The organism is Actinotalea caeni (genome assembly GCF_009733795.1).
Taxonomy (GTDB): domain Bacteria; phylum Actinomycetota; class Actinomycetes; order Actinomycetales; family Beutenbergiaceae; genus Pseudactinotalea; species Pseudactinotalea caeni.
In genome coordinates, this window is sequence record NZ_WNXX01000004.1 from 76,352 (window position 1) to 102,688 (window position 26,337).

26 protein-coding genes and 1 tRNA gene are annotated in these 26,337 nt (G+C 73.8%); 20 read left to right on the top strand and 7 right to left on the bottom strand.

Annotation, left to right across the window (positions count from 1 at the left end):
• Positions 1-66: 66 nt before the first annotated feature.
• The 5 genes from GPA02_RS04925 to GPA02_RS04945 all read left to right on the top strand — a co-directional run bounded on the left by GPA02_RS04925 (position 67) and on the right by GPA02_RS04945 (position 4,102).
• Positions 67-498, top strand: a complete 432-nt coding sequence (locus GPA02_RS04925) for a MarR family winged helix-turn-helix transcriptional regulator (protein WP_156198795.1) — start codon at positions 67-69, stop codon at positions 496-498.
• Between the two features lie 50 nt (positions 499-548).
• Positions 549-1,493, top strand: a complete 945-nt coding sequence (locus GPA02_RS04930; RefSeq protein WP_204986504.1) for a hypothetical protein — start codon at positions 549-551, stop codon at positions 1,491-1,493.
• Positions 1,494-1,569: 76 nt separating this feature from the next.
• Positions 1,570-2,265, top strand: a complete 696-nt coding sequence (locus GPA02_RS04935; RefSeq protein ID WP_156198796.1) for a hypothetical protein — start codon at positions 1,570-1,572, stop codon at positions 2,263-2,265.
• A 26-nt stretch (positions 2,266-2,291) separates the two neighbouring features.
• Complete coding sequence (locus GPA02_RS04940; RefSeq protein WP_156198797.1) at positions 2,292-3,062, top strand: SDR family NAD(P)-dependent oxidoreductase; 771 nt, start codon at positions 2,292-2,294, stop codon at positions 3,060-3,062.
• A gap of 221 nt (positions 3,063-3,283) precedes the next feature.
• The gene (locus tag GPA02_RS04945) at positions 3,284-4,102 is read left to right on the top strand and encodes an alpha/beta hydrolase (RefSeq protein ID WP_156198798.1); all 819 of its coding nucleotides are present in this window, start codon (positions 3,284-3,286) and stop codon (positions 4,100-4,102) included.
• A gap of 6 nt (positions 4,103-4,108) precedes the next feature.
• On the opposite strand, the gene cutA is transcribed toward GPA02_RS04945, so the two are convergent.
• From cutA to GPA02_RS04975, 6 genes are all read right to left on the bottom strand, one after another.
• Complete coding sequence (gene cutA, locus GPA02_RS04950; protein ID WP_156198799.1) at positions 4,109-4,423, bottom strand: divalent-cation tolerance protein CutA; 315 nt, start codon at positions 4,421-4,423, stop codon at positions 4,109-4,111.
• Positions 4,420-6,378: an IS1096 element passenger TnpR family protein gene (locus GPA02_RS04955; RefSeq protein ID WP_156198800.1), complete on the bottom strand. Its 1,959-nt coding sequence runs from the start codon at positions 6,376-6,378 to the stop codon at positions 4,420-4,422. Before GPA02_RS04955 ends, cutA begins: the two co-directional genes overlap by 4 nt.
• 112 nt (positions 6,379-6,490) lie before the next feature.
• Positions 6,491-7,729 (bottom strand): CAP domain-containing protein, encoded by a 1,239-nt coding sequence (locus GPA02_RS04960; RefSeq protein ID WP_204986505.1) that lies wholly within the window; start codon positions 7,727-7,729, stop codon positions 6,491-6,493.
• A gap of 345 nt (positions 7,730-8,074) precedes the next feature.
• Positions 8,075-9,139 carry a GmrSD restriction endonuclease domain-containing protein gene (locus GPA02_RS04965; protein ID WP_240133887.1) on the bottom strand — a complete coding sequence of 355 codons (1,065 nt, stop codon included), beginning with the start codon at positions 9,137-9,139 and terminating at the stop codon, positions 8,075-8,077.
• Between the two features lie 223 nt (positions 9,140-9,362).
• A tRNA-Leu gene (locus GPA02_RS04970) sits at positions 9,363-9,446 on the bottom strand.
• 106 nt (positions 9,447-9,552) lie between these two features.
• On the bottom strand, positions 9,553-10,065 hold the full coding sequence (locus tag GPA02_RS04975; protein WP_156198802.1) for a hypothetical protein: 513 nt from the start codon (positions 10,063-10,065) through the stop codon (positions 9,553-9,555).
• 87 nt (positions 10,066-10,152) lie between these two features.
• Between GPA02_RS04975 and GPA02_RS04980 the strand changes: the two genes are divergently transcribed.
• Positions 10,153-10,626, top strand: a complete 474-nt coding sequence (locus GPA02_RS04980; RefSeq protein ID WP_156198803.1) for a pyrimidine dimer DNA glycosylase/endonuclease V — start codon at positions 10,153-10,155, stop codon at positions 10,624-10,626.
• On the opposite strand, the gene GPA02_RS04985 is transcribed toward GPA02_RS04980, so the two are convergent.
• A complete protein-coding gene (locus GPA02_RS04985; protein WP_240133888.1) occupies positions 10,583-11,119 on the bottom strand; it encodes a MarR family winged helix-turn-helix transcriptional regulator in 537 nt (178 codons plus the stop codon). The genes GPA02_RS04980 and GPA02_RS04985 overlap by 44 nt on opposite strands.
• A gap of 78 nt (positions 11,120-11,197) precedes the next feature.
• On the opposite strand from GPA02_RS04985, the gene idi reads away from it, so the two are divergent.
• The 14 genes from idi to GPA02_RS19100 all read left to right on the top strand — a co-directional run bounded on the left by idi (position 11,198) and on the right by GPA02_RS19100 (position 26,333).
• Positions 11,198-11,767, top strand: a complete 570-nt coding sequence (gene idi / locus GPA02_RS04990; protein WP_156198804.1) for an isopentenyl-diphosphate Delta-isomerase — start codon at positions 11,198-11,200, stop codon at positions 11,765-11,767.
• Positions 11,764-12,846 carry a polyprenyl synthetase family protein gene (locus tag GPA02_RS04995; RefSeq protein ID WP_156198805.1) on the top strand — a complete coding sequence of 361 codons (1,083 nt, stop codon included), beginning with the start codon at positions 11,764-11,766 and terminating at the stop codon, positions 12,844-12,846. The genes idi and GPA02_RS04995 overlap by 4 nt, the downstream gene beginning before the upstream one ends.
• A complete protein-coding gene (locus GPA02_RS05000; RefSeq protein WP_156198806.1) occupies positions 12,843-13,712 on the top strand; it encodes a phytoene/squalene synthase family protein in 870 nt (289 codons plus the stop codon). The genes GPA02_RS04995 and GPA02_RS05000 overlap by 4 nt, the downstream gene beginning before the upstream one ends.
• Positions 13,709-15,292, top strand: a complete 1,584-nt coding sequence (crtI, locus tag GPA02_RS05005) for a phytoene desaturase family protein (RefSeq protein WP_156198807.1) — start codon at positions 13,709-13,711, stop codon at positions 15,290-15,292. The genes GPA02_RS05000 and crtI overlap by 4 nt, the downstream gene beginning before the upstream one ends.
• Positions 15,289-15,633 (top strand): lycopene cyclase domain-containing protein, encoded by a 345-nt coding sequence (locus tag GPA02_RS05010; protein ID WP_275689714.1) that lies wholly within the window; start codon positions 15,289-15,291, stop codon positions 15,631-15,633. Before crtI ends, GPA02_RS05010 begins: the two co-directional genes overlap by 4 nt.
• A complete protein-coding gene (locus tag GPA02_RS05015; protein ID WP_156198808.1) occupies positions 15,630-15,935 on the top strand; it encodes a lycopene cyclase domain-containing protein in 306 nt (101 codons plus the stop codon). The genes GPA02_RS05010 and GPA02_RS05015 overlap by 4 nt, the downstream gene beginning before the upstream one ends.
• Positions 15,932-16,810 (top strand): prenyltransferase, encoded by an 879-nt coding sequence (locus GPA02_RS05020; RefSeq protein WP_156198809.1) that lies wholly within the window; start codon positions 15,932-15,934, stop codon positions 16,808-16,810. The genes GPA02_RS05015 and GPA02_RS05020 overlap by 4 nt, the downstream gene beginning before the upstream one ends.
• Positions 16,811-16,915: 105 nt before the next feature.
• Positions 16,916-18,658, top strand: a complete 1,743-nt coding sequence (locus GPA02_RS05025; protein WP_156198810.1) for a pyruvate dehydrogenase — start codon at positions 16,916-16,918, stop codon at positions 18,656-18,658.
• Between the two features lie 157 nt (positions 18,659-18,815).
• A complete protein-coding gene (locus GPA02_RS05030) occupies positions 18,816-19,517 on the top strand; it encodes an FhaA domain-containing protein (RefSeq protein ID WP_156198811.1) in 702 nt (233 codons plus the stop codon).
• Between the two features lie 22 nt (positions 19,518-19,539).
• A complete protein-coding gene (locus GPA02_RS05035; RefSeq protein WP_156198812.1) occupies positions 19,540-20,025 on the top strand; it encodes an FHA domain-containing protein FhaB/FipA in 486 nt (161 codons plus the stop codon).
• Between the two features lie 5 nt (positions 20,026-20,030).
• A complete protein-coding gene (locus tag GPA02_RS05040) occupies positions 20,031-21,389 on the top strand; it encodes a PP2C family protein-serine/threonine phosphatase (RefSeq protein ID WP_156198813.1) in 1,359 nt (452 codons plus the stop codon).
• Positions 21,389-23,167: an FtsW/RodA/SpoVE family cell cycle protein gene (locus GPA02_RS05045; RefSeq protein WP_156198814.1), complete on the top strand. Its 1,779-nt coding sequence runs from the start codon at positions 21,389-21,391 to the stop codon at positions 23,165-23,167. Before GPA02_RS05040 ends, GPA02_RS05045 begins: the two co-directional genes overlap by 1 nt.
• Entirely contained in the window at positions 23,164-24,624 is a 1,461-nt protein-coding gene (locus GPA02_RS05050) for a peptidoglycan D,D-transpeptidase FtsI family protein (protein WP_156198815.1), read from the top strand. The genes GPA02_RS05045 and GPA02_RS05050 overlap by 4 nt, the downstream gene beginning before the upstream one ends.
• Positions 24,621-26,333, top strand: coding sequence for a serine/threonine-protein kinase (locus GPA02_RS19100; RefSeq protein ID WP_156198816.1), 1,713 nt, complete (start codon positions 24,621-24,623; stop codon positions 26,331-26,333). The genes GPA02_RS05050 and GPA02_RS19100 overlap by 4 nt, the downstream gene beginning before the upstream one ends.
• Positions 26,334-26,337 lie beyond the last annotated feature (4 nt).

The window sequence follows — 26,337 nt, forward strand, 5'->3', positions numbered from 1 at the left end:
CGCGGCCTATAGTTGGCGAGACCAACGGAGCGTACGCCGTTGGTGTCACCAACACAAGGATCCCGCGTGCCCCTTCCGCCCCCACAACGGCTGCTGGCGACCCCCAGCTGGTTGCTGACGCAGGTCGCGGCCGCAGCCGGACGGCGCAGCCGGGAGAGGTGCGAGGCGGTCGGCGCGGCCCGCTACCACTACGCGATCCTGTGCGCCGTGGAGGAGTTCGGGCCGTGCAGCCAGGCGGAGATCGGTGCCCGGTGCCACATGGACCGCAAGGACGTCGCCGAACGCGTGGGGGAGCTGGAGCGGCAGCATTGCGTCGTCCGCTGCCAGGACCCCGCGGACCCGCGGCGCAAGCTGGTGACGCTCACCGACGCGGGACGGGCACGGCTGGAGGAGATCGCCGCCGAGATCGCCGTCGCGCAGGCCGACCTCATGGAGCCGCTCGACGACGGTGAGCGCGACGCGCTGGTCGCGGCGCTCCAGAAGCTCCTGGGCCGGTGACGGCCCGCCGGCCCTCCCGCACGCCGGCCCGCTCCACTAGCGTCGAGCGCGTGAGCATCGCCCTCCCGGAGACCGACGGACCGTTCGTACGACCCGCCGCGACCCACCCGGCCGAGCCCCGCTGGGGGCACGCCGAGGGTCTGCAGGTCGGGCTCAGCCCGCTGCCGGGGCCGCGCGGCCTGCTGCGGGTCTACACGCCCTACCTCGACCAGCCGCGCGAGCGGATGATCAACTTCGTCGCCGTCGAGCCCGTCCCGGCCGGGGAGACCACCCGCGGCTTCTCCGAGCTGGAGCACTCCGCGCTCGACGACGCCCCCGGCAAGCGGTTCTGGTCGGCCGACGACCCCGGCGACGCCACGCCCCGCCCGGAGACCGAGCCCGCCCGCGGCACCGTCGAGACGATCGACGGTGTGCAGCACCTGCGTGTCTTCGTGCTCGTCGAGCCGTTCGCGAACGGCGCCGACGTCCACCTGCGGCTGACCTTCCGCGCCGATCGCCCGCACGAGGTCGCGATCGCCACCTACGCGCGGGAGACCTCGGTGCCGCTCGCGCACGCGATCGTGACCGCGACGATGGGCAACTACGCGCGGCTGCGCGAGCTGCACCTGGCCGACCGGGTGGTCACACCGGCCGAGCTGTGGCCGGGCTTCTCCGGGCACGGCTTCGCACCCCACGCCCGGTTCGGGCTCGACGAGCTGGTCCGCGACGACGCGGGCGCCGTCGTGCTCGCCGCGACGCCCGACGAGGCCGACCCGGTGAACGTCACCTACGCCGACGACGTCGTCCCCGGCTGGCACTTCCAGGGGCTGCGGGCCACGCAGTACTGGCGCGCCGCCGACCCGCACCCCGACATCCAGGCGCTCGTCAACGCGCGCGCCTCCTACTGGGCGAGCGAGTCCCCGATCCCGGGAGGCGCGGCGTTCGAGAACATCGAGCTCCTCGAGCCGTTCACGCAGGGTCGCGAGCTCGTCCTCGGGGTGGACCCGCTGACCTGAGCCGCCCGCGGCCGCCGCGGGGCCTGGGCAGGGCTGCCCCTCGTGAGGCAGGGGCGGTGACGCGATACTCGGCACCGTGGCACGCAACGAGGGACGCGACCAGCTGCTGCTGCGCGTGCTGCCACCGCTGGGCGCCGCGCTCCTGGTCGGCGCGGCGGTCTACCTCGCGGTCACCGGAGGTGTGCCCGGTCTGGTCGCCGGCCTCGGCGGGCTCGCGGCGGCCGCCGTGCTGTACGTGGGGAACCGGCACCCCCGCCAGGACGCCGGGGCCGTCCGGCTCCGAGGCGACGCCGTCGAGCTCCCGCGCCGCGCGGCGTACGGCTACCTCACCGGCCTCGGGATGGTGCTGGGCGGCGTCGCGATCACGGCCGTCGGCGCGATCGGCATCGAGATCGGCGCGGGGCGGGGCTGGGCGCAGCCGGAGCTGATGATCCTGCTCGGCCCGCCGCTCGCCGTCGCGGGCATGCTCGTCCTCGTCGGCGCCGCGCTCGGCCGCGGGGTCGTGCGCCTCACCGAGACCGAGCTGCGCTACGTGCGCGTGCTCGGGCGCACGCGACGGGCGGCCTGGGACGCCATCACCGGGCTCGACGGGGACGACACCGGCATCGTCGTCCTGCACGGCGGGCGGCGCGCGGTGATCCCGACGGCGTCCCAGCAGCTCACGCGCGCGACGATCACCGGGATGATCGAGAGCATGCGGGCGGCCTCGCCAGGGGAACGCCGCGCGATCATCGCCTCGGGCGGTCCCGTCGCGCCGCCTGCCGACTCCTGACCCGTCTCACCCACCTCGGAGGTCCCGTGACCAGCACCCCTGCCCAGCCCCGCACGCTCGACGGACGACGCGTCCTCGTCACGGGCGGCGGAGTCGGCATCGGCCTGGGGATCGTGCGCCGCTTCGCGGCGGCGGGCGCCCAGGTCGCTCTCACCACCCACAGCCGCCCCGTCGAGCCGGTGCTCGAGACGCTCGCGGCCGAGGGCGTGACCGCGATCGGCGCGCGGCTGGACGCGACCGACAGCGCCGCCGTCGACCGCGTCGTCGACGACCTCGCCGGCCGGCTCGGCGGGCTCGACGTGCTGGTCAACAACGCGGGTGGCCTGGTGCAGCGGGTGCCGCTGGCGACGATGACCGACGAGCACTGGGACACCGTGTGGCGGCTCAACGTGTCGTCGGTGTTCTACGCCAGTCGCGCCGCGCTGCGGCACCTTGGGGAGGGCGGCCGGGTCGTCAACATCTCCTCGCTCGCGGGGTCCAACGGCGGCGGCAACGGCTCGGGCGCCTACGCGACCGCGAAGGCCGCCGTCGACGGCTTCACGCGCGCCCTCGCCAAGGAGGTCGCGCCGCGCGGCATCACCGTGAACTCGATCGCCCCCGGCCTCATCCTCGACACCCCGTTCCACGCGCAGTTCACGCCGCCGGAGGACCAGCAGCGCACGATCGCCTCGATCCCGGTCGGCCGCCCCGGCTACCCCGACGACGTCGCCGCCGCCGCCGAGTACCTCGCCCGCACCGACGCCGGTTTCGTCACCGGCACCGTCCTCGACCTCAACGGCGGGGTGCACGTCCGCTGAGGCGGGCCTCGGCAGGCGGCGAACCAGCGACGGCCCGGCCGGGCCGACCTGACCCGACGACCTCCGCCGTCGAGCACGAGCCGTACCGGCGAGCACGAGCGGCGCACCGCTCGTCCTCGCCCGGGCACGCTCGGGCTCGCCTGCGGGGAGCCTGGGTGTCGGTGGTCGCTGTGATGGTCCTGCGCTCACCACGGCCCTGCCCACATGGTTACCGTGGAGCGATGGGCCGCACGACGGCGGATCGGACGGTCGCGATGCTCGCCGCGGCGGCGCTCGCGCTCGGCCTGGCCGCCTGCAGCGACGCCGGGCCGGAGGAGCCGAGCACCCAGCCCACCCTCACGACGGCGACACCGACCGACGAGCCCTCGCAGGCGATCGAGCCCCGCGACCCGCTCTCGCTCACCGCGACCGACGCCTTCGAGGAGCGCTACCGCTGCTTCACCGAGCTGGCGGACGCCCGGTGGCTGGCCGGGCAGTCCGAAGGCCTCGACGTCGGCGCTGCGCTCGTCGGGTCCGGCGACCGGCTCGTCGTCGTCAGCCACCAGGCCGACAAGGACGCGTGCTCGGTGATGTTCCTGGCGCGCCGCCTGGTCGATGACGGCTACCTGGTCGCCGTCCCCGTGCACCGGGGCGGCGACCCCGTCGCACTCATCCTCGGAGTCGTCGCCCACGCGCGGGCCGACGGCGTCGAGCACGTCGTGCTCGGCGGCGGCTCGATGGGCGGGGTCTTCGCGATCGCTGCCGCAGCCGAGCTGCAGCCTGCGCCCGACGGCGTCTTCGCCCTCGCGCCTCCGGACGACTTCGACCCACCGGGTCCGCCACCCCGCGTCGAGGCGGTGCCGGCGGCCGCGGCGCTGACCTCGCCGCTGCTGCTCATGGTCGCCGAGCACGACACCGCGCTCGTCCAGCCCGCCCACGACATCGCCGCCGCCGCAGGCACCGAGCCGGTCGTCACCCCCGGTGGCGGCCACGCGTTCGATGTCCTCGCCGTCGACGGCGTCCTGCCGCAGCTGCTCGACTTCATCGCCGAGCCGCGCTGAGACCCCTCAGGTCGTCTCCTCGTCGAGCCACCGCAGGTACGGCTCGCTGCCGGTCGCCGGGAGCACCAGCAGCTCGGGCACGTCGTAGCCGTGGTGCTCCTGCACCCACGCCGTCACCTGCTCGACGAGCGCCGCGCGGGTCTTCACCCACAGCTGCCACTCCTGCTCGTCCTGGACCGCGCCGTCCCACCGGTACACGCTGCGGACCGGGCCCGACACCTGCACGCAGGCGGCCAGCCGCGCCTCGACCAGCCCGCGCGCCAGCGCCACGGCGGCGGCCTCGCTGTCGGTGGTGGTCGTGACGACGGCGTGCTCGGTCATGCCACCGCCTGCCGGTGCGACGCGAGCCAGACGGCGAAGCGGTCGTGGTCGGCGACCGGCCACTCGCTGGGGACCGGCAGCCCGAGCTGGCCCTGCACCCACGCACGGAACTCCGCGACGCCGGCGACGGCGTCGGGCGAGGCGGGCGGCCTGCCCAGCGTCGTGGGGGCGAGGTCCGGGTAGCCGACGGCCGCGAGGCGCAGCAGGTCAGCGGGCTCGGTGGCCAGCAGGAACGCCTCGCCGCGCGGGCCGAGCGCGACCACCCGGGTGGCGCCGTCGTCGTCGAGCCACAGCGCGAGACGGGTGTCGTCGGGGGAGGCCGCGACCGGCAGCAGCCGCGCCGCAGCGACGGGCGGGACGCGGTCGTCGAGGCCGAGGCCCGCGCTGAACACGATCCCGGGGCGCGCCTCGGGCGGCCCGGGCGCCAGCAGCACGTGACCCTCGGGGGCGGTCGCCGCCCAGCGGTGGCTCTCCATGAACGCCCAGGCCCGCTCGAGCTCGGCGGGGATCGCGAGCCCGGCCGGTAGCCGCGGTGCCAGCTGCTCGCTCATCAGGGTGGGCTCGGCAGGGGCGTCGCCCTCGGCGTCGAGCCACACCACCAGCTCCTTCATCCCGGAGGTGACCCGCTCGACGCGCAGGCGCAGCAGCCACGGGTTCGCGAGGTGCCCGTAGGCGTAGACGAGCTCGGCCTCGCTGGTGGCCAGCACGGCGCCGAGCGGTGCCGAGCCGGCGTCGGTGACGGCGGCGTCGACGTCGTCGCGCAGGTCGCCGAGCAGCCACCGCGGCGCGAACCGTCGGGTGCCGTCCGGGTCGGCGAACAGGTGCGCGCGGGCGTCGCGCCACCCCAGGCTCTGCTGCAGCATCCCGTGCACGGCCTCGAGGGACTGCGACGCGAGCACGCGCAGCCGGCGCCGCACGTGCGGCTGCTGCTCGAGGGTGACGAGCAGGTCGACGGCTGCGTCGGCGGCCAGCCGGCTGCGCAGGTCGACCGGCTGCCAGGCGGGAGCGACGTCGTCGGTACCGACGCAGCCCGTGCGGTCGGCGACCGCCTGCGCGACCGTGCGGCGCAGGGGCTCCGGTACCCCGAGGGCCTCGCCGCCCGGGAGCGTGACCTGGTCGAGCACGCCGAAGCGGACCAGCTCGCCCAGCGCCTCGCCGAGCGAGGCACCCGGCAGCACCGCGCCGGTCTCGGTGCACGCCTCGACGAGGGTGCCGATCACGCCCGCGTCGACGTCGATCGCCGCGTGCACGAGCCCGCCGATCACGCGTTCGACCAGCGAGGTCGACGGCGGCGGGCAGCCGCCCGCGTGCGTCACCTCCGGCTGCGGCAGCACCCCGTCGGCGTCGAGCAGGACGAGCCCGGCGCGATCGAGCGCATCGGTCCAGACGTGCTCCGCCGTCGATCCGCTGGGCACCTGGAGGGTGGCGGCCACCTGCGAGCGCGAGAGACGGCGCTGCGCGGCGAGCGCCGCCAGCGTGGTGCGCAGCGGCCCGACGTAGGCGCGGGTCGTGGCGCCGGCGAGCATGCCCGGCGACGGAGGACCGGCGAGCAGACCACCGACGACGGCATCGGCGTCCTCGCCCAGGCTCGACAGCCCGAGCGGGCGGTGGCGCGCCCAGGTGAGCACGTCCCAGCAGGCGCGGACCGCGTGCTCGCTGCGCCGCCACAGCCGGTGCGCGCGGAGGAACTGGAGGTAGCGCGGCAGCGTGAGGACCGCGGCGTCGTAGGCCTCGTCGGTGACGTCGGGGTCGCGGGCGAGGTCGCGCGTCAGCCAGCGGAGCAGCTCCGCCGAGGGGTCGTGCAGGTCGGCGCCCACGCGGCCGGCGCGCCGGAACAGGTCGGCGAGCGCGCCGGCGGCAGCGGCGGCAGGCAGCGGGTTCCCCTCGTCGAGGGTGTGCCACCACGCCTCGACCTCGGCCACCGTGCCCTCGACCCGGGCGTCGTCGTCCGTCACGGCTCTCCTCCGGTCGGTCCCCACCGCACGGTAGGCAAGACCACCACATCCTGCGGGTGCCTGAGCCCGATCCGCATGGGCACCGCTACCCATCGACTCGCGCGGAGGCCCGTCAGCGCTGCTGGGTGAAGATCTGCGTCCAGTACAGGTAGCCGGCTGAGGACGTGGCGTCGCCGACGCCCATGTGGGTGAAGCTCGGTCTCAGGATGTTCTGCCGGTGGGAGGGGGAGCTCATCCACGCCTGGACGACGGCGGACGGGGTGCGGTAGCCGTAGGCGACGTTCTCACCGATGAGCCGCCAGCCCGCGGGCATCCCGACGGTGAGGTCGGGCCGGTGGAAGCACTGGTTGCGGTCGACCTTCGCCTGGTAGCGGCTCCACCGCAGCGCCTCCTTGTTGAGGGTGGAGCTGAGCGCGAGCGGCTTGAGGCCGCGGGCCTTGCGCTCCTTGTTCACCAGCCGCAGCACCTCCTGGGCGACCTGGCTCGTCGTCGGCCTCGGGTCGACGTTGAGCCCGATGACCATCCGGTAGGCGGACCAGGTCCCCGACCGGATGGTGCGCGGCGCACCCGTGGTGCGGACGTCGGTGATCTTGTACCTGCGGCTCGAGGAGTTGTAGAAGACGACCTCGTCCTGGGCGTCGGTGTCGACGTTCGCGGGCACGAGGCGCGTCCACCGACCCCAGTTCTCGTCGGCGGTGCGCGTGCCGAGCGCGCCCTTGGACGTCAGCGTGTGGATCCGCGCCTTGCCGGTGCTGGACTGGTGGAGCACGAGCCGGTCCCGCGTGTCTCCGGCGTTGATGCGCATCCCGAACACGCTGGTCCAGCGGGCGCCGATCGTCGTCTGGACCAGCGGCTTGCCGAACACGCCCTTGGCGCTGATGTTGTAGGTCCGGTAGGCGCCGGTCGTCGCGTTGTAGAGGATCAGCTCGTCGTTGGCGTCGGGGTGGAAGTCGACGCCGACGAGCGTGGTCCAGCCCTTGCCGAGGGTGCCCTGGCGGATCGCCGCCCCGGACACCTGTCCCTTGCTGGTGACCTTGCGGATGCTGAACTTGCCGGTGCGTGCGTTGTAGAAGAGCAGCTCGTCGCGTCCGTCGCCGTTGATGTCGATCGGCGCGATCGTCGTCCAGCTGCTCGACCACGTGCCGGTGGCGGTCCTGCTCCCGAGCTTGCTCGTCGTGTAGGTGACGCGGTAGCTGGTGAAGCCGCCGTTGCTCCGGACGAACACGAGCTCGTCGGCCGCCCAGTTGTCGAAGACGACCGCCTCGGCGGCCGGCACGGTCGGCGCGGCGATCGCGAACCCGGTGAACCCGATGACGGCGACCGCCGCCGCGGCGACGAGTCGCGTGAGCATCCTCATGGTGGGCCTCGTGGTCGGGGGCGGGAGGCTGGGTCGTCCGCACCGCTGGCCGAGGGCTGCCCGTCGTCCGCGGTCGGTCAGGGACAACCTAGCGGCTACGTCTAGACATAGGGGGACGACGTACGGGGTCCGTGGCAGATGCACCCCTCCTCACCTGTGCCTGTCCACCTGGTGGACGGGGGCCTCGATCGCGGATCGCACTGTCGTTGGACACCGCGTCTAGACGAGGCTGTCGGCAGCTCCACCGTCGCCGGCATCGGCGTCGGCCGGGCCGGAGCACACCCGCGGTGGCGACCCTCGACGCCGGGGTGCTCCACGCCGTCTGACTCGTGACCAGGACTACTCGCAGACGATGCCGTCGGCGTCGCCGTCGCGGTACCAGTCGTACTCGGGGTCGACGCCGCGCACGTAGGGCCCGTACCCCTCGGCCTTGGCGTCCTTGCAGGAGCCGAACCGCGGATCGGTGTCGCCGTCGGCAGCCGGGTCGGGGGCGGTCGGCTCCTGCGTCGGAGTCGTCGTCGGTGTCGAAGACTGCTCCGGGTCGCCCTCGGGGCCACCGAGCGGGGCGGTCACGCGCTCGACGACCGCCTGGTCGGGGCAGTCGGCGAGCACCCGGGCCATCGCGTCGTGCTCGGCCTGGGTGACCCAGAGCCCGTAGGTGTGCTTGACGGTGATCTGACGCGCGACGTACTCGCAGCGGAACCGCTTGTTCGGCGGCAGCCAGGTGGCGGCGTCGCCGTCGCCCTTCTGGCCGTTGAGCCGGCCGTCGACGGCGAGCAGGTTCAGCGGGTCGTTGCCGAACTCGCGCATCGTCTGCGCGTCCCAGCCCTGCGCGCCCTTCTGCCAGGCGTCGGACAGCGCGACGACGTGGTCGATCTGGACGTCATCGGCGGCCTGGCGATCGAAGGCGAGCACCTGGCCGGAGTACGGGTCGTGCAGCATCCCCGTGAGCACCACGCAGCCCTGCGTACCGGGCTTGATGAGGACATCGGTGAGGTCGCGGCGCAGGATGTCGTTGCGGACGTCGCAACCGTTGCGGTCGGAGTCGTAGGAGCGGTACTCGAACAGGTCACGGTCGTAGCCCGTGCGCGGCGCACGCCCGGCGACCCGCAGCTCGGCGAGCAGGGCGAGCGCCGTCCCCGGCTCGGCGGTCTCGGTCGGCTCGTCGGTGGGCGCGACGGCGGTGGGGTCCTCGTCGACCGTCGGCTCCGCGGTGTCGGCGGGGTCGAGCGCACGGGTGGCGACGGGCGTCGGGGCGACCCCGAGGCCAGGCTCCTCGCCGACGTCGCTGAGCGCGGCACCGCAGCTGATGAGCAGCAGCAGCCCGACCACGGCGCCGACGAACCCCGGGCGGCCGCGCGTGCTGCGGGCGCGGCGCCCGCCGCGACGTCGGGTCCTGGTCACCGTCCTCCTGTCCTGCCGGCATCCTCACCCGCGAGGCGCGCCGCTGCGGCGCCGGCTCAGACGGACACGCCGACGGCGCCCCCGGGTCCGCGCTCCGGTCGCCTGCAGGGCCCGGCCCGAGGGCCGGCCCGGCCACGTCGCCACCCAGGACCGACGCGGCCCGTGCACGAGAAAGGACCGGCGGCACCCCGACCTCTCGGTCGGCGTCCCACCGGTCCTGCTGTGCGCAAGGGGGGAGTTGAACCCCCACGCCCTTTCGGGCACACGGACCTGAACCGTGCGCGTCTGCCTATTCCGCCACTTGCGCGTGGTGCCCACCCGGCCGGTCTCCCGGCACCGTTGGAGCAGGGAAGAGGGTAACACGCGGGGAGCGGCGCGCTGCGACGGCCTCGGCGCAGGAGACCCCTGTCACATCAGTCCTCCACCAGCACCGGGTCGCGCCCGCCGAGCTCCTCCAGCGGCACCGCCCACACGTCGATCGTCATCGGGGACCACTCGCACACGGTGCCCTCGTCCTCGTGCGGCACGTAGACGACGAACCGCACCTCGCCGGTGTCGCCGTCCACCTCGACCCGGCTGTGCTCCATGCACCGCGGGTAGCCACCGATCACCAGCAGCTCCTCGGCCAGGTCCACGTGCTCCACCCGCGCGACCTCGTCGGGCTCGACGGCGTCCGGCAGCCCGTCGATCCAGGCGTCGCGCTCGGCGTCGGTCGTCACGAGCACCGTGCTGCCGGTACCGGTCGCCACCTCGGCCACCCAGTCCTCGGTCGCCTCCGACCACGACGCCACCAGCCGCGACCGCGTCTCCACCACCGGCGCGCCGGTGCAGCCACCCAGCAGTGCGAGCACGGCCACCAGCGCCCAGCCGGCCAGGACCGCCCGCGAGCGCGGCCGGTCCCGCTCGGTCTCCGTCACGACGTCCATGGCTCGACTGTGTCGCGCCGAGGCCGATCCCGTCGGACCTCCGGCGGGCAGTCCTGCCCACCGACCGGGCGAACCTAGGCTGGCGGGGTGCGTCTGTGGTCGCTCCACCCCCGATACCTCGACCGCGCCGGCCTGACCGCGGGCTGGCGCGAGGGACTGCTCGCGCAGGCGGTGCTCGCCGGCCGCACCCGCGGCTACACCCGCCACCCCCAGCTCGAGCGGTTCCGCGCGTGCGAGCAGCCGCTGCACAGCGTCGGCCGCTACCTCGAGGGCGTCGCGGACGAGGCCGAGCGGCGCGGCTACCGGTTCGACCGCACCCGCATCGTCAGCCCCGGCCACGACGTGCCCCTCGTCCCGGTGACCACGGGGCAGCTCGCGCTCGAGCGCGCCCACCTGCTCGCCAAGCTCGCCGTGCGCAGCCCCGCTCTCGTGCCGGCGCTGCAGCAGGCCGAGGAACCCGACCCGCACCCGTTCTTCGTCGTCGTCCCCGGGCCGGTCGCCACGTGGGAGCGGGCGCTCAGTCCTGCTGCTCCGTCGCCGTCAGGGCCTCCAGGAACCTGATCGCGGCGTCGCGCTCCTCGCGCGACATCGACGCCGCCACCCGGAACCGGTGCGCGTGCTGGCGTCCGACGGTCTGCCGGGCGTCCGCACGCGTCTCGTCGGTGACCGCGACCGTCAGGGCTCGCCGGTCCGTCGGGTGCGGGGCGCGCGTCACGTGCCCGCCGCGCTCCAGCCGGTCGAGCAGCTTCGTCGTCGACGCCGTCGAGATCTGCAGGTGCGCCGACAGCATCCCGGGCGTCACCAGGCGCTGCTGGTTGTGCGCCGCGATGAGGTAGCGCAGCGCCTTCATGTCGGTCTCGTTGAGCCGCATGTAGCGCTGCGACGCCTTGCTCATCCGCTCGGCGGCCTCGTGCCAGCCACGCAGCGCGTTCATCAGCCGCACGACCTGGTCGACGTCCTCCTCCGCCAACCCCGTCCGGTCCACGAGCTCGGCCCGGGGGTCGGTCAGCCGGGGGTCGTGCATCGAGGCGATGACCTCGTCCGGCTGCGTCATGCGCACATGCTAGCCCGGCTAGATACTTCCGTGCTACGTTCCTCTCATCCCAAGCAAGTATCTAGCCAGGAGAGAGATATGGGCACGGTCCACCCAGCCGCGGTACGCGAGCGGGTCGTCCTGCTCGACGACGCAGGAGCCCCCATCGGCACCGCGGACAAGAGCGAGGTGCATCACGCCGACACCCCGTTGCACCTCGCCTTCTCCTGCCACGTCGTCGACGGCGCCGGTCGCGTGCTCGTCACGCGCCGCGCCCTGACCAAGCGCGCCTGGCCCGGCGTGTGGACCAACGCCTTCTGCGGCCACCCCGCCCCCGACGAGCAGCTGCCCGACGCCGTCGCCCGGCGGGCCCAGGACGAGCTCGGCATCAGCGTCGCCGGGGTCACGGTCGCGCTGCCCGACTTCCGCTACCACGCGGTCGACGACTCCGGCGTCGTCGAGAACGAGGTCTGCCCGGTCTTCGTCGCCACCACCGCCGACGAACCGGCGCCCAACCCCGACGAGGTGATGGCCCACCGGTGGGTCGACGTCGAGGATCTCGCGACCGCGCTCGCGAGCACCCCGTGGGCGTTCAGCCCGTGGCTGGTGCTGCAGGCCCAGCAGCTGCCGCTGCTCGTCGAGGCGACGCCCGCACAGGTCGCGCGGTGAGCGCCCCCACCCAGCCGGTCGGCGTCGCCGACGCCGACACCGACGCCGTCGACGCCTGTCTCGAGGACTTCTTCGCGCGCCGGATCTCCCGCTCGCACCCCTACGGCGAGCCGTACCGCAGGCTGTGGCGCTCGATCCGCGACGCCGCCCGCGGCGGCAAGCGGCTGCGCCCCGCGCTGCTGCTGCTCGCCTACCGCCACGCCGCCCAGGTCGAGGAGGGCGAGCTGCCGCGCGACGCCGTCGCGGCCGCCGCCGCGCTCGAGCTGCTGCACACCGCGTTCGTCGTGCACGACGACGTCATCGACCACGACCTCGTGCGCCGCGGTCGTCCCAACGTCGCCGGGCAGGCCGTCGTCGACGCGATCGACGCCGGGGCTCGCTCCAGCGCGGCCCGCGACTACGGCACGGCGGCCGCGATCCTCGCGGGCGACCTGCTGCTCAGCGCCGCCCACACGCTCGTGGCGGGGCTGGACGTGCCTGCCGACCGCCGTCGGGCGCTGCTCGAGCTGCTCGACGAGTGCGTCATGCGCACCGCGGCCGGCGAGCTCGTCGACGTCTGGTCCGCCGTCGCCACCGTGCCGGACGAGGCGGACGTGCTCGCGGTCGTCACCAACAAGACGGCGGCCTACACCTTCGGCGCCCCGCTGCAAGCCGGTGCGATCCTCGCCGGGGCCGACCACGCCACGCTCACCGGGCTCCGCACCGCCGGCATCCACCTCGGCGTCGCCTACCAGCTGCGCGACGACGTGCTCGGCGTCTTCGGCGACGAGAGCACCACCGGCAAGAGCACGATCGGCGACCTGCGCGAGGGCAAGGAGACGCTGCTGATCGCCCACGCCCGCACCGACACCCGCTGGCGCGACGTCGAGCACCTGTTCGGCCGGCCCGACCTCGAGGAGTCCGAGGCCCGGCTGCTGCGCTCGGTGATCGCGCACTCGGGCGCGCTCGCGCGCGTCGAGCAGCGGATCGCCGCGGAGCTCGCCCGCGCGCACGAGATGCTGCGTACGCTCGGGATGCCGCACCCGCTGCTCGACACCGTCCTCACCATCACCGACCCGGCAGGGGGACGCCGACGATGACCTCGCTCGACCTCTACGACACCGCGGCGCACCGCAGCGCCGCCCGGGTCATCAGCACGTACTCGACCTCCTTCGGTCTCGCCAGCCGGCTGCTCGGCGCGCAGGTGCGTCGGCACGTGGTCGACATCTACGCCCTCGTGCGCATCGCCGACGAGATCGTCGACGGCCCGGCCCAGCAGGCCGGTCTCGACGTCGCCGCGCGCCGGGAGGCGCTCGACGCGCTGGAGCGCGACGTCGAGCACGCGCTCGAGGGTGGCTTCAGCACCAACCTGGTCGTGCACGCGTTCGCCACCACGGCCCGACGCACCGGCTTCGGCGCCACCCTCACCCGACCGTTCTTCGCCTCGATGCGGCGCGACCTCGAGCCGGTGACCGACCTCCGCCAGAGCGAGTTCGAGGCCTACGTCTACGGCTCGGCCGAGGTCGTCGGCCTCATGTGCCTGCACGCCTTCACCGCCGGCGAGCGCGCCCCGCACCAGCTGCGCGCCCGCCTGGCCCCGGGCGCCAGGCACCTCGGCGCGGCCTTCCAGAAGATCAACTTCCTGCGCGACCTGGGCGAGGACTACGCCGAGCGCGGACGCAGCTACTTCCCGGGCATCGACCCGGCCCGGCTCACCGAGACCGACAAGGCCCGCCTGCTCGACGACATCGAGACCGACCTGCGGATCGCCGCCGAGGCGATCCCGCACCTGCCGCGGTCCAGCCGCCGCGCCGTCGCCGCCGCGCACGCGCTGTTCACCGAGCTCGCGCGCGTCGTGCGCGCCACACCCGCGCACCGGCTCGTCAAGACCCGGGTCCGGGTGCCCGACACCCGCAAGGTCGTGATCCTCGCCGGCAGCGCGCTGGGCACCAAGGTCCGCGCATGAGGGTCGCGATCGTCGGCGGGGGCATCACCGGCCTGGCCACCGCGGCGCTGCTGGCGGGCGACGGCCACGCCGTCGAGCTCTTCGAGTCGCGCGACGACCTCGGCGGCCGTGCCGGGTCCTGGGCGGCCGACGGCTTCCGTTTCGACACCGGGCCGTCGTGGTTCCTCATGCCGGAGGTGTTCGAGCACTTCTACCGCCTGCTGGGGACCTCCACCAGGTCCCAGCTCGACCTCGTCCGGCTCGACCCGGGCTACCGCGTGTTCTTCGAGTCCGGCGCCGACCCGATCGACCTCGGCGGCGACCGCGAGCTGTCGCTGGAGATGTTCGAGGCGATCGAGCCCGGCAGCCGCGACCGGATGGAGCGCTACCTGGCGTCGGCGCGCGAGACCTACCGGCTCGCGATCGACCACTTCCTCTACGACGACTTCAGCAGCCTCTCCGGCCTGCTGCGCAGCCCCGTGCTGCGCCGCGCGCACCGGCTCGTGCGGCTGCTCGGCCAGCCGCTGGCCTCCTACGCCGCCGGCACCGTCCGCGACCCGCGCCTGCAGCAGGTCCTCGGCTACCCGGCGGTGTTCCTCGGCACCTCGCCCTACCGCGCGCCGAGCATGTACCACCTCATGAGCCATCTCGACCTCGAGGACGGCGTCTACTACCCGATGGGCGGCTTCGCGGCGGTGGTCGACGGCGTCGCGCGCCTCGCCCAGGAGCGGGGGGCGGTGCTGCGCACCGGCACGCCGGTGTCCAGGATCACGGTCAGCGGCGGTGTCGCCACCGGTGTCGAGGTAGCCGACGGCGTGGGCGGCACCCGGCACGTGCCCGCCGACGTCGTCGTCTCGACCGCGGACCTGCACCACACCGAGCAGCGGCTGCTGGCGCCCGAGCACCGCACCCGCAGCGAGGCCGCCTGGCAGCGGGTCGACCCGGGCCCGTCGGCGGTGCTCGCGATGCTCGGCGTGCGCGGGACGCTGCCGAACCTGCCGCACCACACGCTCGCCTTCACCACCGACTGGCGTGCCAACTTCGGCGCGATCGAGGCCGGTCGCGTGCCCGAGCCCGCCTCGGTGTACGTCTGCCGCCCGAGCGCGACCGACCCCGACGTCGCACCCGAGGGTCACGAGAACCTGTTCGTGCTCGTGCCGGTGCCCGCCGACACCGGCATCGGGCACGGCGGGATCGGCGGAGCCGGCGACCCGGAGGTCGAGCGCATCGCCGACGCCGCGATCGCCGACGTCGCCGCCTGGACCGGCGAGACCGACCTCGCGGAGCGGGTGGTGCTGCGCCGCACCGTCGGGCCGGCGGACTTCGCCGAGGACCTCGGCTCCTGGCGCGGCTCGGCGCTCGGCCCGGCGCACACGCTGCGGCAGAGCGCGTTCCTGCGGGGGCGCGTCGACAACCCGAAGGTGCGCGGCCTGCTGCACGCGGGCGCCACCACGATCCCGGGCATCGGCATCCCGATGTGCCTCATCAGCGCCGAGCTGGTGCTCAAGCGGATGCGCGGCTACCGCGCGCCCGGGCGGCTGCCCGAGCCCGCCTCCGTCGGCCTCCCGACACCGGTCGCCGCCGGAGGTGCCACGGCGTGAGCCTGACGTACCTGCTGATGCTGTGCGCGCTGCTGGGGTGCATGGCGCTGCTCGACCACCGGTTCCGGCTGCTGTTCTGGCACGACGCCCGGCGCGCCGCGCTCACCATGGCGGCCGGGCTGGTGTTCTTCCTCCTGTGGGACTTCGCGGGCATCGGGCTGGGCATCTTCTTCCGCGCCGAGAACGAGCTGATGACCGGGGTGCTGCTGGCGCCGGAGCTGCCGCTGGAGGAGCTGTTCTTCCTGGCCTTCCTCTGCTACCAGACCCTCGTGCTCTACACGCTGGTGCGGCGGCTGCTCGCCGGGTCGGGCCGGACGTGGCGGTGGGAGCAGCAGGCATGACCTACCTGGCGCTGTGCGCGGGCTTCGTCGCCCTCGCCGCCGCAGTCGCGGTCGCGGGCCGACGGCGCGGCGGTCACGGGCACACGAGCGCGCTGCTGGCCACGGCGGTCGTGCTCGTGGTGCTCACCGCCGTCTTCGACAACCTCATGATCGCGGCGGGGCTGTTCGACTACGCCGACGCCCAGATCTCCGGTGCGCGCATCGGCCGCGCGCCGGTCGAGGACTTCGCCTACCCGCTGGCGGGCGTGCTGCTGCTCACCGCCGTGTGGAACCTGCTCGACCGACCGCGGGAGCGTCCGTGACCACGACCCGCACCGGCACCCTCGGACGGCTCGTGCTGGCGTCGCGCCCGCTCAGCTGGATCAACACCGCGTATCCGTTCGCCGCCGCCTACGTGCTCACCACGCGCGAGGTCGACCTCGCGCTCGTCGTCGGCACGCTGTTCTTCCTGATCCCGTACAACCTCGCGATGTACGGCATCAACGACGTCTTCGACTACGCCTCCGACGCCGCCAACCCCCGCAAGGGCGGCGCCGAGGGCGCGCTGCTCGACCCGGGCGTGCACCGCACGACGCTCGTCGCGGCCGTGCTCTCGTGCGTGCCGTTCGTCGCCGTGCTCGTCTGGCTCGGCGGGCCGCTGTCGTGGGCGGTGCTCGCCGTCAGCCTGTTCGCCGTCGCCGCGTACTCGGTGCCCGGGCTGCGGTTCAAGGAGCGCCCGTTCCTCGACTCGGTCACCTCCTCGACGCACTTCGTGAGCCCGGCCGTGTACGGCTTCGCGCTGGCCGGTGCGGCCTTCACGACGACTCAGGTCACCGTGCTCGCCGCGTTCTTCGCCTGGGGCGTCGCCGCGCACGCGTTCGGCGCGGTGCAGGACGTCGTGCCCGACAGGGCCGGCGGCATCGGCTCGATCGCGACCGTGCTCGGCGCCGCCCGGACCGTGCGATTCGCGCTCGCGATGTGGGCGCTGGCGGCCGTGCTCATGCTGACGACGCCGTGGCCCGGCCCGCTCGTGGCCCTGCTCGTCACGCCGTACGTGCTCGCCGCCGCACCCTTCGCCCGCGTCACCGACGCCGACTCCCACCGGGCCAACGCCGGCTGGCGGAAGTTCCTCGCCATCAACTACGTCGTCGGGTTCCTCGTGACGATGGTGCTCATCTGGGTGGCGACCCGGCCCTGACCCGGGCCCCGCGCCGGCGTCGGTCCGTGAGGTGGGCCACGACAACCGCGTGAGCCCGCGCACATCACCGCCCCGAGCGACGACCGCGACGCGTAACGTCGACACATGAAGGTCGCCGAACAGCTCATCGCCCAGCTCCAGGCCGCCGGCGTGCGCCGCATCTACGGCATCGTCGGTGACAGCCTCAACCCGGTCGTCGACGCCGTCCGCCGCACCGGCGGCTCCGCCAACGGCGGCATCGACTGGATCCACACCCGCCACGAGGAGGCGGCCGCGCTGGCCGCCGGCGCCGAGGCCCAGCTCACCGGGCAGCTCGCCGTCTGCGCGGGCTCCTGCGGCCCGGGCAACCTGCACCTCATCAACGGTCTCTACGACGCCAACCGCAGCGGCGCGCCGGTGCTCGCGATCGCCAGCCACATCCCGAGCGTGCAGATCGGTCAGGGCTACTTCCAGGAGACCCACCCCGACCGTCTCTTCACCGAGTGCTCGGTGTACTCCGAGATGGTCAGCACCACCGACCAGGCGCCGCGGGTCGTGCACGCCGCGATCTCGCACGCCCTCGCGCGCGGCGGCGTCTCCGTCGTCACGTTGCCCGGCGACATCGCCGACGAGCGCGCGACGGCGGACACCCCACCGTTCTGCCGGGTCACCAAGGGCACGATCGTGCCGGACCCGAGCTCGGTGCAGGCGCTCGCCGATGCGATCGACGACGCCAAGAAGGTCGCGCTGTTCGTCGGTCACGGCATCGGGGACGCCCACGACGCCGTCGTCCAGCTCGCCGAGAAGATCAAGGCGCCGATCGGGCACAGCCTGCGCGGCAAGGACCTCATCCAGTACGACAACCCCTACGACGTCGGCATGACCGGCCTGCTCGGGTACGGCGCCGCCGCGGCCGGTCTCGAGGACGCCGACCTGGTCGTGCTGCTCGGGACCGACTTCCCCTACGACCAGTTCCTGCCGGACGTGCGCACCGCGCAGGTCGACGTCGACGACGCGGTCATCGGGCGCCGCACCGCTGTCGACGTCGCGGTGCACGGCGACGTCGGCGCGACGCTGGCCGCGCTGCTGCCGCTGGTCAAGGAGAAGAAGAACCGCCGCTTCCTCGACAAGATGCTCGACAAGCACGACCGGCTCATGAACCACGCGGTCGGCGCCTACACCAAGGACGTCGAGCACCTGCGGCCGATCCACCCCGAGTACGCGGCGTCGGTGCTCGACCAGGTCGCGGCCGACGACGCGATCGTCACGGCCGACACCGGCATGGGGAACGTGTGGACCGCGCGCTACCTCAACCCCAACGGTCGGCGCCGGCTGATCGGGTCGTTCAAGCACGGCACGATGGCCAACGCGATGCCGCAGGCGATCGGCGCCCAGCTCGCCTACCCCGACCGGCAGGTGGTCGCGGTCTCCGGCGACGGCGGCCTGTCGATGCTGCTGGGCGACCTGCTCACCGCGCAGATGTACGACCTGCCGCTCACGGTGGTCGTCTTCAACAACTCGACGCTGGCGATGGTCAAGCTCGAGATGCTCGTCGACAAGCTGCCCGACTTCGGGGTCGACGTGCCCGCGGTCGACTACGCGGCGATCGCCGCTGCGATGGGGTTCCAGGCCCGCCGCGTCGAGGACCCCACCGAGCTGCGGGACGCGTTCACCGAGGCGTTCGCGCACCGCGGGCCCTCGCTCGTCGACGTCGTCACCGACCCCAACGCGCTCTCGATCCCGCCGAAGATCACCAAGGAGCAGGTGTTCGGGTTCGCGACGGCGCTGAGCAAGATCGTGCTCAACGGCGGCGCCGGCGAGGCGGTCTCGATGGCGCGCTCGAACCTCCGCAACATCCCGCGGGGCTAGCCGCTGGGTGGTCGCGGTCACGTGCGCATGACCGCGACCATCACCAGCACCCCCGCGCGGCTTCACGATCCCTGCACGCTCGCCGCTTACGATGAACGAGCGCACGCGTGTGCCCAGGGCGGGCAGGTGCGCGGACTCGAGGAGGGAGGGGCGCCGGATGGGAGTTCTCGACAGGTTCGAGAAAGGGGTCGAGCGTGCCCTCAGCAACACGTTCTCCAAGGCGTTCAAGCCCGACCTGAAGCCGGTCGACATCGCCGCCGCGATCCGTCGCGACATGGACGAGCGGACCGCCGCGCTGTCGCGTGGGCGGACCGTCGTGCCCAACACCTTCACCGTCGAGCTCGGCCCGAACGAGTTCGACCAGATCCAGAGCTGGGGCGCCGACGCGCTCGCCGAGGAGATGGTGGCCGCCGCCGAGGACCACGCGCGCGAGCAGGGCTACGTCTTCGTCGGCCCGGTCGAGGTCACGTTCGTCGAGGCGGAGGAGCCACCCACCGGCAAGCTGCGGGTGCGCTCGTCCTCGCGCCGCGGAGCCGTCGCGCCCGCGACCACCTCGACGCCGAGCCGGCGCCACCCGATCCTCGACATCGACGGCCAGCGCTACCTGCTCACCGGCCCCGTCACGGTCATCGGCCGTGGCAGCGAGGCCGACATCATCGTCGACGACTCCGGGGTATCGCGGCGTCACCTGGAGATCCGGGTGACCCCTGACGGCGTCATCGCCACCGACATGGGCTCGACCAACGGCACCTTCGTCGAGGGGCACCGGGTGCCGGCCGCGACGCTCGTCGACGGCAACACGCTCACGATCGGTCGCACACGGATCCTGTTCTGGTCCGGCAACGACGAGACCGGATGAGCGGCGCACCGGGGGCGATCACGTGAGCGAGCTCGTCGTCACGCTGATCCGGCTGGGGTACCTCGTGCTCCTCTGGCTGCTCGTGCTCTCCGCGATCGGCGTGCTCCGACGCGACATCTCGGGCACGCGCGTGCTCGCGCGCGGCTCGCTGACCGGCCGGGCGTCGCGTCGCACGTCGACCGACGCACCCGGCCGCGGCCGCGGCCGCAAGCGCGGTCAGCCGACCCGGCTGGTCGTCACCGGCGGCCCGTTGACCGGGACCACCATCCGGCTGGGCGAGAGCTCGATCCTGCTGGGCCGGGCGCCGTCGTCGACCCTCGTGCTCGACGACGACTACTCGTCCAACCGGCACGCCCGCATCTTTCCGGCCGACGGCGGCTGGTACGTCGAGGACCTCGGCTCCACCAACGGCACCTGGCTGGGCAGCACCCAGGTGCTCGAGCCGACCCCGGTCCCCGAGGGGACCCCGATCCGGGTGGGGCAGACCGTCATCGAGCTGCGCCGGTAGCCGCCATGCCGATCTCCGTCCACTACGCGGCCCGCACCGACGTGGGGCTCACACGCGACAACAACCAGGACTCCGGCTACGCCGGCCCGCACCTGCTCGTCGTCGCCGACGGCATGGGTGGTGCCGCCGCCGGTGACGTGGCGTCCTCGGTCGCCGTCGCGCACCTCGCCCCGCTCGACGGCGACGAGCACTCCGGCGACGAGCTGCTCGACCTGCTGCGCGGCGCCGTCGAGGCCGCGCACGCCGACCTGCTCGCCTACGCGCGCAAGAGTCCGAAGAACGCCGGGCTCGGCACCACCGTGATCGCGCTGCTGCGCGCCGGGGCCACCGCGGCGATGGTCCACATCGGCGACTCGCGCGCCTACCTGCTGCGCGACGGCGTCATGCACCAGGTGACGCACGACCACACGTTCGTGCAGCACCTCGTCGACTCCGGTCAGCTGACCGAGGAGGAGGCGGAGAACCACCCGCAGCGGTCGGTGCTGCTGCGTGTGCTCGGCGACTCCGGCGCCGAGACCGCGCTCGACGAGTCGGTGCGGGAGCTGCGGCACGGCGACCGCTGGCTGCTGTGCTCCGACGGCCTGTCCTCCTACGTCTCCGCCGACACGATCGCCTCGGTGCTGGCCGAGACCGGTGACCCGGGTGCGTGCGCCGACGAGCTCGTGCAGCTCGCGCTGCGCGCGGGCGGGCAGGACAACATCACGGTCGTCGTCGCCGACGTCACGAAGTCCGACACCAACCCCGGCGGTCTGCCGGACACGGTGCCGCAGATCGTCGGTGCCGCCGCCGTCGACCGGAAGGCGCCGACGCGCGGCGGCGACTCGCCCGCGGCGCGAGCGGCGGCGCTCACGGCAGCCGCACGCCAGCAGAAGCGCCAGGTCATCCGTGACGACGACGCCGACGACGAGGTCGAGCTCGACCTCGACGCACCACCGCGCCGCCGGCCGCTGTACACGGTGCTCGCGATCCTCGTGGCGCTCGCCATGCTCGTCGGCGCGGGCACGCTCGGCTACCGATGGACCCAGACCCAGTACTACGTCGCACCCGACGAGACCGGCATGGTCGCGATCTACCGCGGCGTGCCGCAGTCGGTCGGACCGATCTCGCTGTCGACGCTCGAGGAGGTCTCCGACGTCGCGGTCGCGGACCTGCCGCCGTTCGTGCAGGACCGGGTGACCGCGGGCATCACCACCGGCAGCCTCGACAGCGCCCGCGCGACCGTCGCCTCGCTCGCCGCCGAGGCCGACCCCGACCCGACGGCGGAACCCACCGACGAGGCGAGCGACCCCTCGACCGAGCCGTCGACCGAGGGCACACCCGCCGACGACCCGACGTCGACGGCCGACGAGACCGAGGCCCCCTGATGGCCACGGTCGCACCCACCCGCCCCCGTGCCGGACGCAACGCCGAGATCGGGCTGCTGCTGCTCGCGCTCGTCGTCGGCGTCTCGGCGTACGCGATCGTCGGGCTCAACCTCTCCGGCGAGCTGCCGCCCGACCTCTGGCGCCACCTCGCGCTGCTCGCCGGCATGGCCGTGGTGCTGCACCTCGCGCTGCGCTGGCGCGCGCCCGACGCCGACCCGGTGATGCTGCCGCTGGTCATCGGTCTCAACGGGCTGGGGCTGGCGATGATCGCCCGCATCGACGTCTCGCTCGAGAGCCGCGGCCTGACCGCCGGGTTCGCCGGCCGCCAGCTGACGTGGACGATCATCGGGGTCGCGCTGGCGGTCGCGACGATCGTGCTGCTGCGCGACCACCGCATGCTGCGTCGCTTCACGTTCTCGGCGATGGTCGCCGGTCTCGTGCTGCTGTGCCTGCCGATGGTGCCGGTCATCGGGCGCGAGATCAACGGCGCCCGGCTGTGGATCGGCGTCGGCGGGATGTCCTTCCAGCCGGCCGAGCTCGCGAAGATCCTGCTCGCGGTGTTCTTCGCGGGCTACTTCGTGACGCGGCGCGACGCCCTCACGCTCGCCGGCACCACGATGCTCGGGCTGCGGTTCCCGCGGCTGTCCGACCTGTTCCCGATCGTGCTGATCTGGGCGATCAGCGTCGGCGTGCTCGTGGTCGAGCGCGACCTGGGCACCTCGCTGCTGTTCTTCGGGCTGTTCGTCTCGATGCTCTACGTCGCCACCGAGAAGGTGTCGTGGATCGTCATCGGGCTGCTGCTCGTCGCGGTCGGCGTGGTGTTCGCGTACCTGACGTTCCCGTACGTGGCGGCCCGCTTCGACGTCTGGCTGCACGCGCTGGACCCGGAGATCTTCAACCGCGACCCGGGTGGCTCCGGGCAGCTCGTGCGCGGCCTGTTCGGGCTGGCGGCCGGCGGGCTGATGGGCACCGGCCTGGGGCAGGGGCACCCGGACCTCGTGCCCTACGCGAACTCGGACTTCATCGTCGCGAGCCTCGGCGAGGAGCTGGGCCTCACCGGGCTGCTGGCGATCCTCATCATGTACCTGGTCGTCGCGCAGCGCGGTCTGCGCGCCGCGATCGGGGTGCGCGACGGCTTCGGCAAGCTTCTGGCCGCGGGCTTCGCGTTCGTCATCGCCTTCCAGGTGTTCGTCGTCGTCGGCGGCGTGACCCGGCTGATCCCGCTCACCGGCCTGACGATGCCGTTCATGGCCGCGGGCGGCTCGTCGCTGGTCGCGAACTGGATCATCGTGGCGATCATGCTGCGCGTCTCCGACGCCGCCCGCCGCCCCGCGCCGTCGGGCGCCGGCTCGGTGGTCGGCAACGAGACCGCGGCGATCGCCCTCGCCGACCTCGACCGCCACGCCGCCCGCACCTCCAGCCCCCGCTCCCTCTTCGGCTGGGACCACGTCACCGACGCCGAGACCTCCTCCTCGTCCGCCGTCGCCCACGAGGACGACACCTTCGCCTCGGCCCCCACCGAGCACATCGGCACCCGCAGCGACCTGGCCGCCATCGCCGACGACCGACTCACCTCCCCGGCCCACGACACAGGTGAGACAGAAGCCGGCGCGGGGACGTCTCGCGCGAGGCTGGATGGGCCTGGCGGGAGCGAGCGAGGGACGAGCGAGCGAGTGGTCGGCCTCGCGCGAGACGTCCCCGGGACGGCGGACCGCGACCCCGATCCTGGAGCGACGGGCGTCATCGACCCGGACGAGGAGAGGGAGACGAGCCGATGAACTCGCCGCTGCGCCGTCTGAGCGTCGTCGTCCTCGCGATGTTCGTCCTCCTCATGGGCAACGCCACCTGGGTCCAGTACGGCCCCCCTGCGGGTGCGCTGAACGACGACCCGCGCAACGTCCGCACGATCTATCGCGAGTTCGGCCGCGACCGCGGCCCGATCGTGGTCGCGGGCGACCAGGTCGCGTACTCGGAACCGGTCGACGACCCGTTCGGCTTCCAGCGCATCTACACCGACGGCCCGCTGTACGCGCCGGTCACCGGGCACTTCTCGATCGTGTTCCAGAGCACCGGGGTGGAGCGGTACGCCAACGACGTGCTCAACGGCACCGACGCGTCGCTGCTGCTGCAGCGCATCCAGCAGCTGTTCACGGGCGGCAGCCAGCAGGGCGGCAGCGTCGAGCTGACGATCGACCCCGCGGCGCAGCAGGCGGCCTGGGACCTGCTGGGCGACCAGCGGGGTGCGGTCGTCGCGCTCGACCCGCGCACGGGCGCGATCCTCGCGATGGTCAGCAAGCCCAGCTACGACCCGAGCGTGCTGGCGGGGCACTCGACGAGCGCGGTCAACGAGGCGTGGCAGGAGCTGCTCGAGGACCCGGACGACCCGATGGTCAACCGCACGATCGCGGGCGACCTGTACCCGCCGGGGTCCACCTTCAAGCTGGTCGACCTCGCGATGATCCTGGAGTCCGGCGAGTACACCCCGGACTCCGAGGTGCCCGCGCCCACCGAGTACACGCCTCCGGGCACGTCGACGCCGATCCGCAACCCCGGTGGCGCGGTGTGCGGCAACGGCACGACGGCGACGCTCACCGAGGCGCTGCGCGTCTCGTGCAACACGCCGTTCTCCTCGCTCGCGGTGCAGATGGGCGCCGACGCGTTGCAGGAGCAGGCGGAGGCCTTCGGCTTCAACCAGGACCTCGAGGTCCCGATGCGGGTGACGCCGAGCGTGTTCCCGTCCGACCTCAACGACCCGCAGCTCGCGCAGAGCGCGATCGGCCAGTTCGACGTGCGCGCCACACCGATGCAGATGGCGATGGTCTCGGCCGCGATCGCCAACGATGGTGTCCTGATGACGCCCTACCTCGTGGCGACGGAGCGAGGCCCCAACCTCGACGTGACCGGCACGGCCGAGCCGACGGTCTTCTCGCGCCCGATCTCGGCCGCGACGGCGTCGATGATGACCGAGATGATGGTCAACGTCGTCGACAACGGCACCGGCTACCCGGCCCAGATCGCCGGCGTCGAGGTCGCGGGCAAGACGGGGACGGCGCAGTCCGGCATCGAGGGCGTCGCGCCCTCGGCGTGGTTCACCGCGTTCGCGCCGGCCGACGACCCCCAGGTCGCGGTGGCGGTCGTCGTCGAGGAGGGCGGCGACCTCGGCAACGAGGCCACCGGCTCCCGCGTGGCGGCGCCGATCGCGGCGGGCGTCATCCAGGCGGTGCTCGGGTCATGACGCCACGGGCAGGGCTGACGCTCGGCGGCCGCTACGAGCTGCGCGAGCGCATCGCCGTCGGCGGCATGGGCGAGGTGTGGCGCGCCGTCGACCTGCACCTGAGCAGGCGGGTCGCGGCCAAGGTGCTGCGCGCCGAGTTCGCGGGCGACCAGTCGTTCCTCAACCGGATGCGCGCCGAGGCGCGCAACGGCGCCGGGCTGTCGCACATCAACGTCACCGCGATGTACGACTACGGCGAGCAGGAGGGCTCCGGCTACCTGATCATGGAGCTGGTCGAGGGCGAGCCGCTCTCGGACCTGCTGGCCCGCGAGCACACGCTGCCGCCCGGCCAGCTGCTGCCGATCCTCGCCCAGACGGCGCGCGGCCTGCACGCCGCGCACGTCGCCGGGGTGGTGCACCGCGACATCAAGCCGTCGAACCTGCTGATCATGCGGGACGGCACGGTCAAGATCACCGACTTCGGGATCGCGCTCGGCGCCAACCAGGCGCCGATGACGGCGGCCGGCATGGTGATGGGCACGGCGCAGTACCTGCCGCCCGAGCAGGCGATGGGCAAGGCCGCGACCGGCGTCGGCGACATCTACGCGCTCGGGATCATCGCCTACGAGGCGCTGGTGGGCCGGCGACCCTTCACCGGCACCACGCAGGTCGACATCGCGTTCGCGCACGTCAACCAGCCGGTGCCGCCGCTGCCGGAGACGATCGACCGCCGGGTGCGCGACATCGTGATGTCGATGCTCGACAAGGACCCCGAGCGCCGGCCCCGCAGCGGCGCGTCGCTGGCCCGCACCCTCGACGGCCTGCTGCGCGAGCTGCAGCAGGAGGCGCACGAGAACGGGCAGCCGTTGCCGGTGTCGCACGGCGAGCAGGTCGCCGCGCTGCCGACGCAGGCGATGCCGGTGACGGCGGAGCCCGCCCGCCCGGAGGTGTCGCGCCCGGCCGGTCGCCGGCAGGCGCGCCAGCGGGTGGAGGACGTCACGGCGCACCGCCCCGCGGCGGCCGTGGAGCCGGCCCGGCCGCGGCCGGTCCTGGCACCCGTGGCCGGGTCCTCGGCGCTGCAGTTCGAGCCCGAGGCCCTGCCGACCCCCGCGCCGACGGTGACCCAGCGCGCCCCCGAACCCGCCCACGAGCCCGTCCGGGCGGCACGGGCGGAGGCACCGGCCGCGCCGGTCCGCACCGGGCAGCCCCTCCGCACCGAGCAGCCCGCTTCCGGTTCGCCCACCGCGGGCGGCCGGACCACGGAGGCGCCGCGCACCCGCCGCGAGGCCGCCGCACGCGGCCGGACCGAGGTGCCGACACGCCGTCGCGACACCCGGGCAGCGGTCGCGAAGGCCGCCGGGGTGCGGCGCCCGGCGATGCCGACGCCACGCCGTCGGGAGGTCGCCGAGCTGGACGACGAGCTCGATCTCACCGTCCGCTGGGAACCGCTGCGCAGCGGCCCGCGACCGGCACCGGCGGCCGCGGCGGCCGCCGTGCCGGCCACCCGCCCGCGCCGCCGGCGCCACGACCGCGCGCCCCAGCCGTGGGCGTGGCGCACGGTCGTCAAGGTCCTGCTGGTCGCGGCCATGCTGGTCGTCCTCGCGCTGTGGCTGGGTACGCTTACCGAGGCACATGCGCTGACCCCGGCGGTCGGCGCGGTCGGCGCGCTCGCGGGCCGACCGACGGCCGACGGACCGAGATCAGGCAGGAGGAGACCCACACGTGGCTGACGGA

Coding starts and splice junctions, on each gene's coding strand:
- GPA02_RS04945 (WP_156198798.1), top strand. CDS start 3,284: ATGGGCCGCACGACGGCGGATCGGACGGTCGCGATGCTCGCCGCGGCG.
- cutA (WP_156198799.1), bottom strand. CDS start 4,423: ATGACCGAGCACGCCGTCGTCACGACCACCACCGACAGCGAGGCCGCC.
- GPA02_RS04960 (WP_204986505.1), bottom strand. CDS start 7,729: ATGCTCACGCGACTCGTCGCCGCGGCGGCGGTCGCCGTCATCGGGTTC.
- GPA02_RS04975 (WP_156198802.1), bottom strand. CDS start 10,065: ATGGACGTCGTGACGGAGACCGAGCGGGACCGGCCGCGCTCGCGGGCG.
- GPA02_RS04985 (WP_240133888.1), bottom strand. CDS start 11,119: ATGACGCAGCCGGACGAGGTCATCGCCTCGATGCACGACCCCCGGCTG.
- idi (WP_156198804.1), top strand. CDS start 11,198: ATGGGCACGGTCCACCCAGCCGCGGTACGCGAGCGGGTCGTCCTGCTC.
- GPA02_RS05000 (WP_156198806.1), top strand. CDS start 12,843: ATGACCTCGCTCGACCTCTACGACACCGCGGCGCACCGCAGCGCCGCC.
- crtI (WP_156198807.1), top strand. CDS start 13,709: ATGAGGGTCGCGATCGTCGGCGGGGGCATCACCGGCCTGGCCACCGCG.
- GPA02_RS05015 (WP_156198808.1), top strand. CDS start 15,630: ATGACCTACCTGGCGCTGTGCGCGGGCTTCGTCGCCCTCGCCGCCGCA.
- GPA02_RS05025 (WP_156198810.1), top strand. CDS start 16,916: ATGAAGGTCGCCGAACAGCTCATCGCCCAGCTCCAGGCCGCCGGCGTG.
- GPA02_RS05030 (WP_156198811.1), top strand. CDS start 18,816: ATGGGAGTTCTCGACAGGTTCGAGAAAGGGGTCGAGCGTGCCCTCAGC.
- GPA02_RS05040 (WP_156198813.1), top strand. CDS start 20,031: ATGCCGATCTCCGTCCACTACGCGGCCCGCACCGACGTGGGGCTCACA.
- GPA02_RS05045 (WP_156198814.1), top strand. CDS start 21,389: ATGGCCACGGTCGCACCCACCCGCCCCCGTGCCGGACGCAACGCCGAG.
- GPA02_RS05050 (WP_156198815.1), top strand. CDS start 23,164: ATGAACTCGCCGCTGCGCCGTCTGAGCGTCGTCGTCCTCGCGATGTTC.
- GPA02_RS19100 (WP_156198816.1), top strand. CDS start 24,621: ATGACGCCACGGGCAGGGCTGACGCTCGGCGGCCGCTACGAGCTGCGC.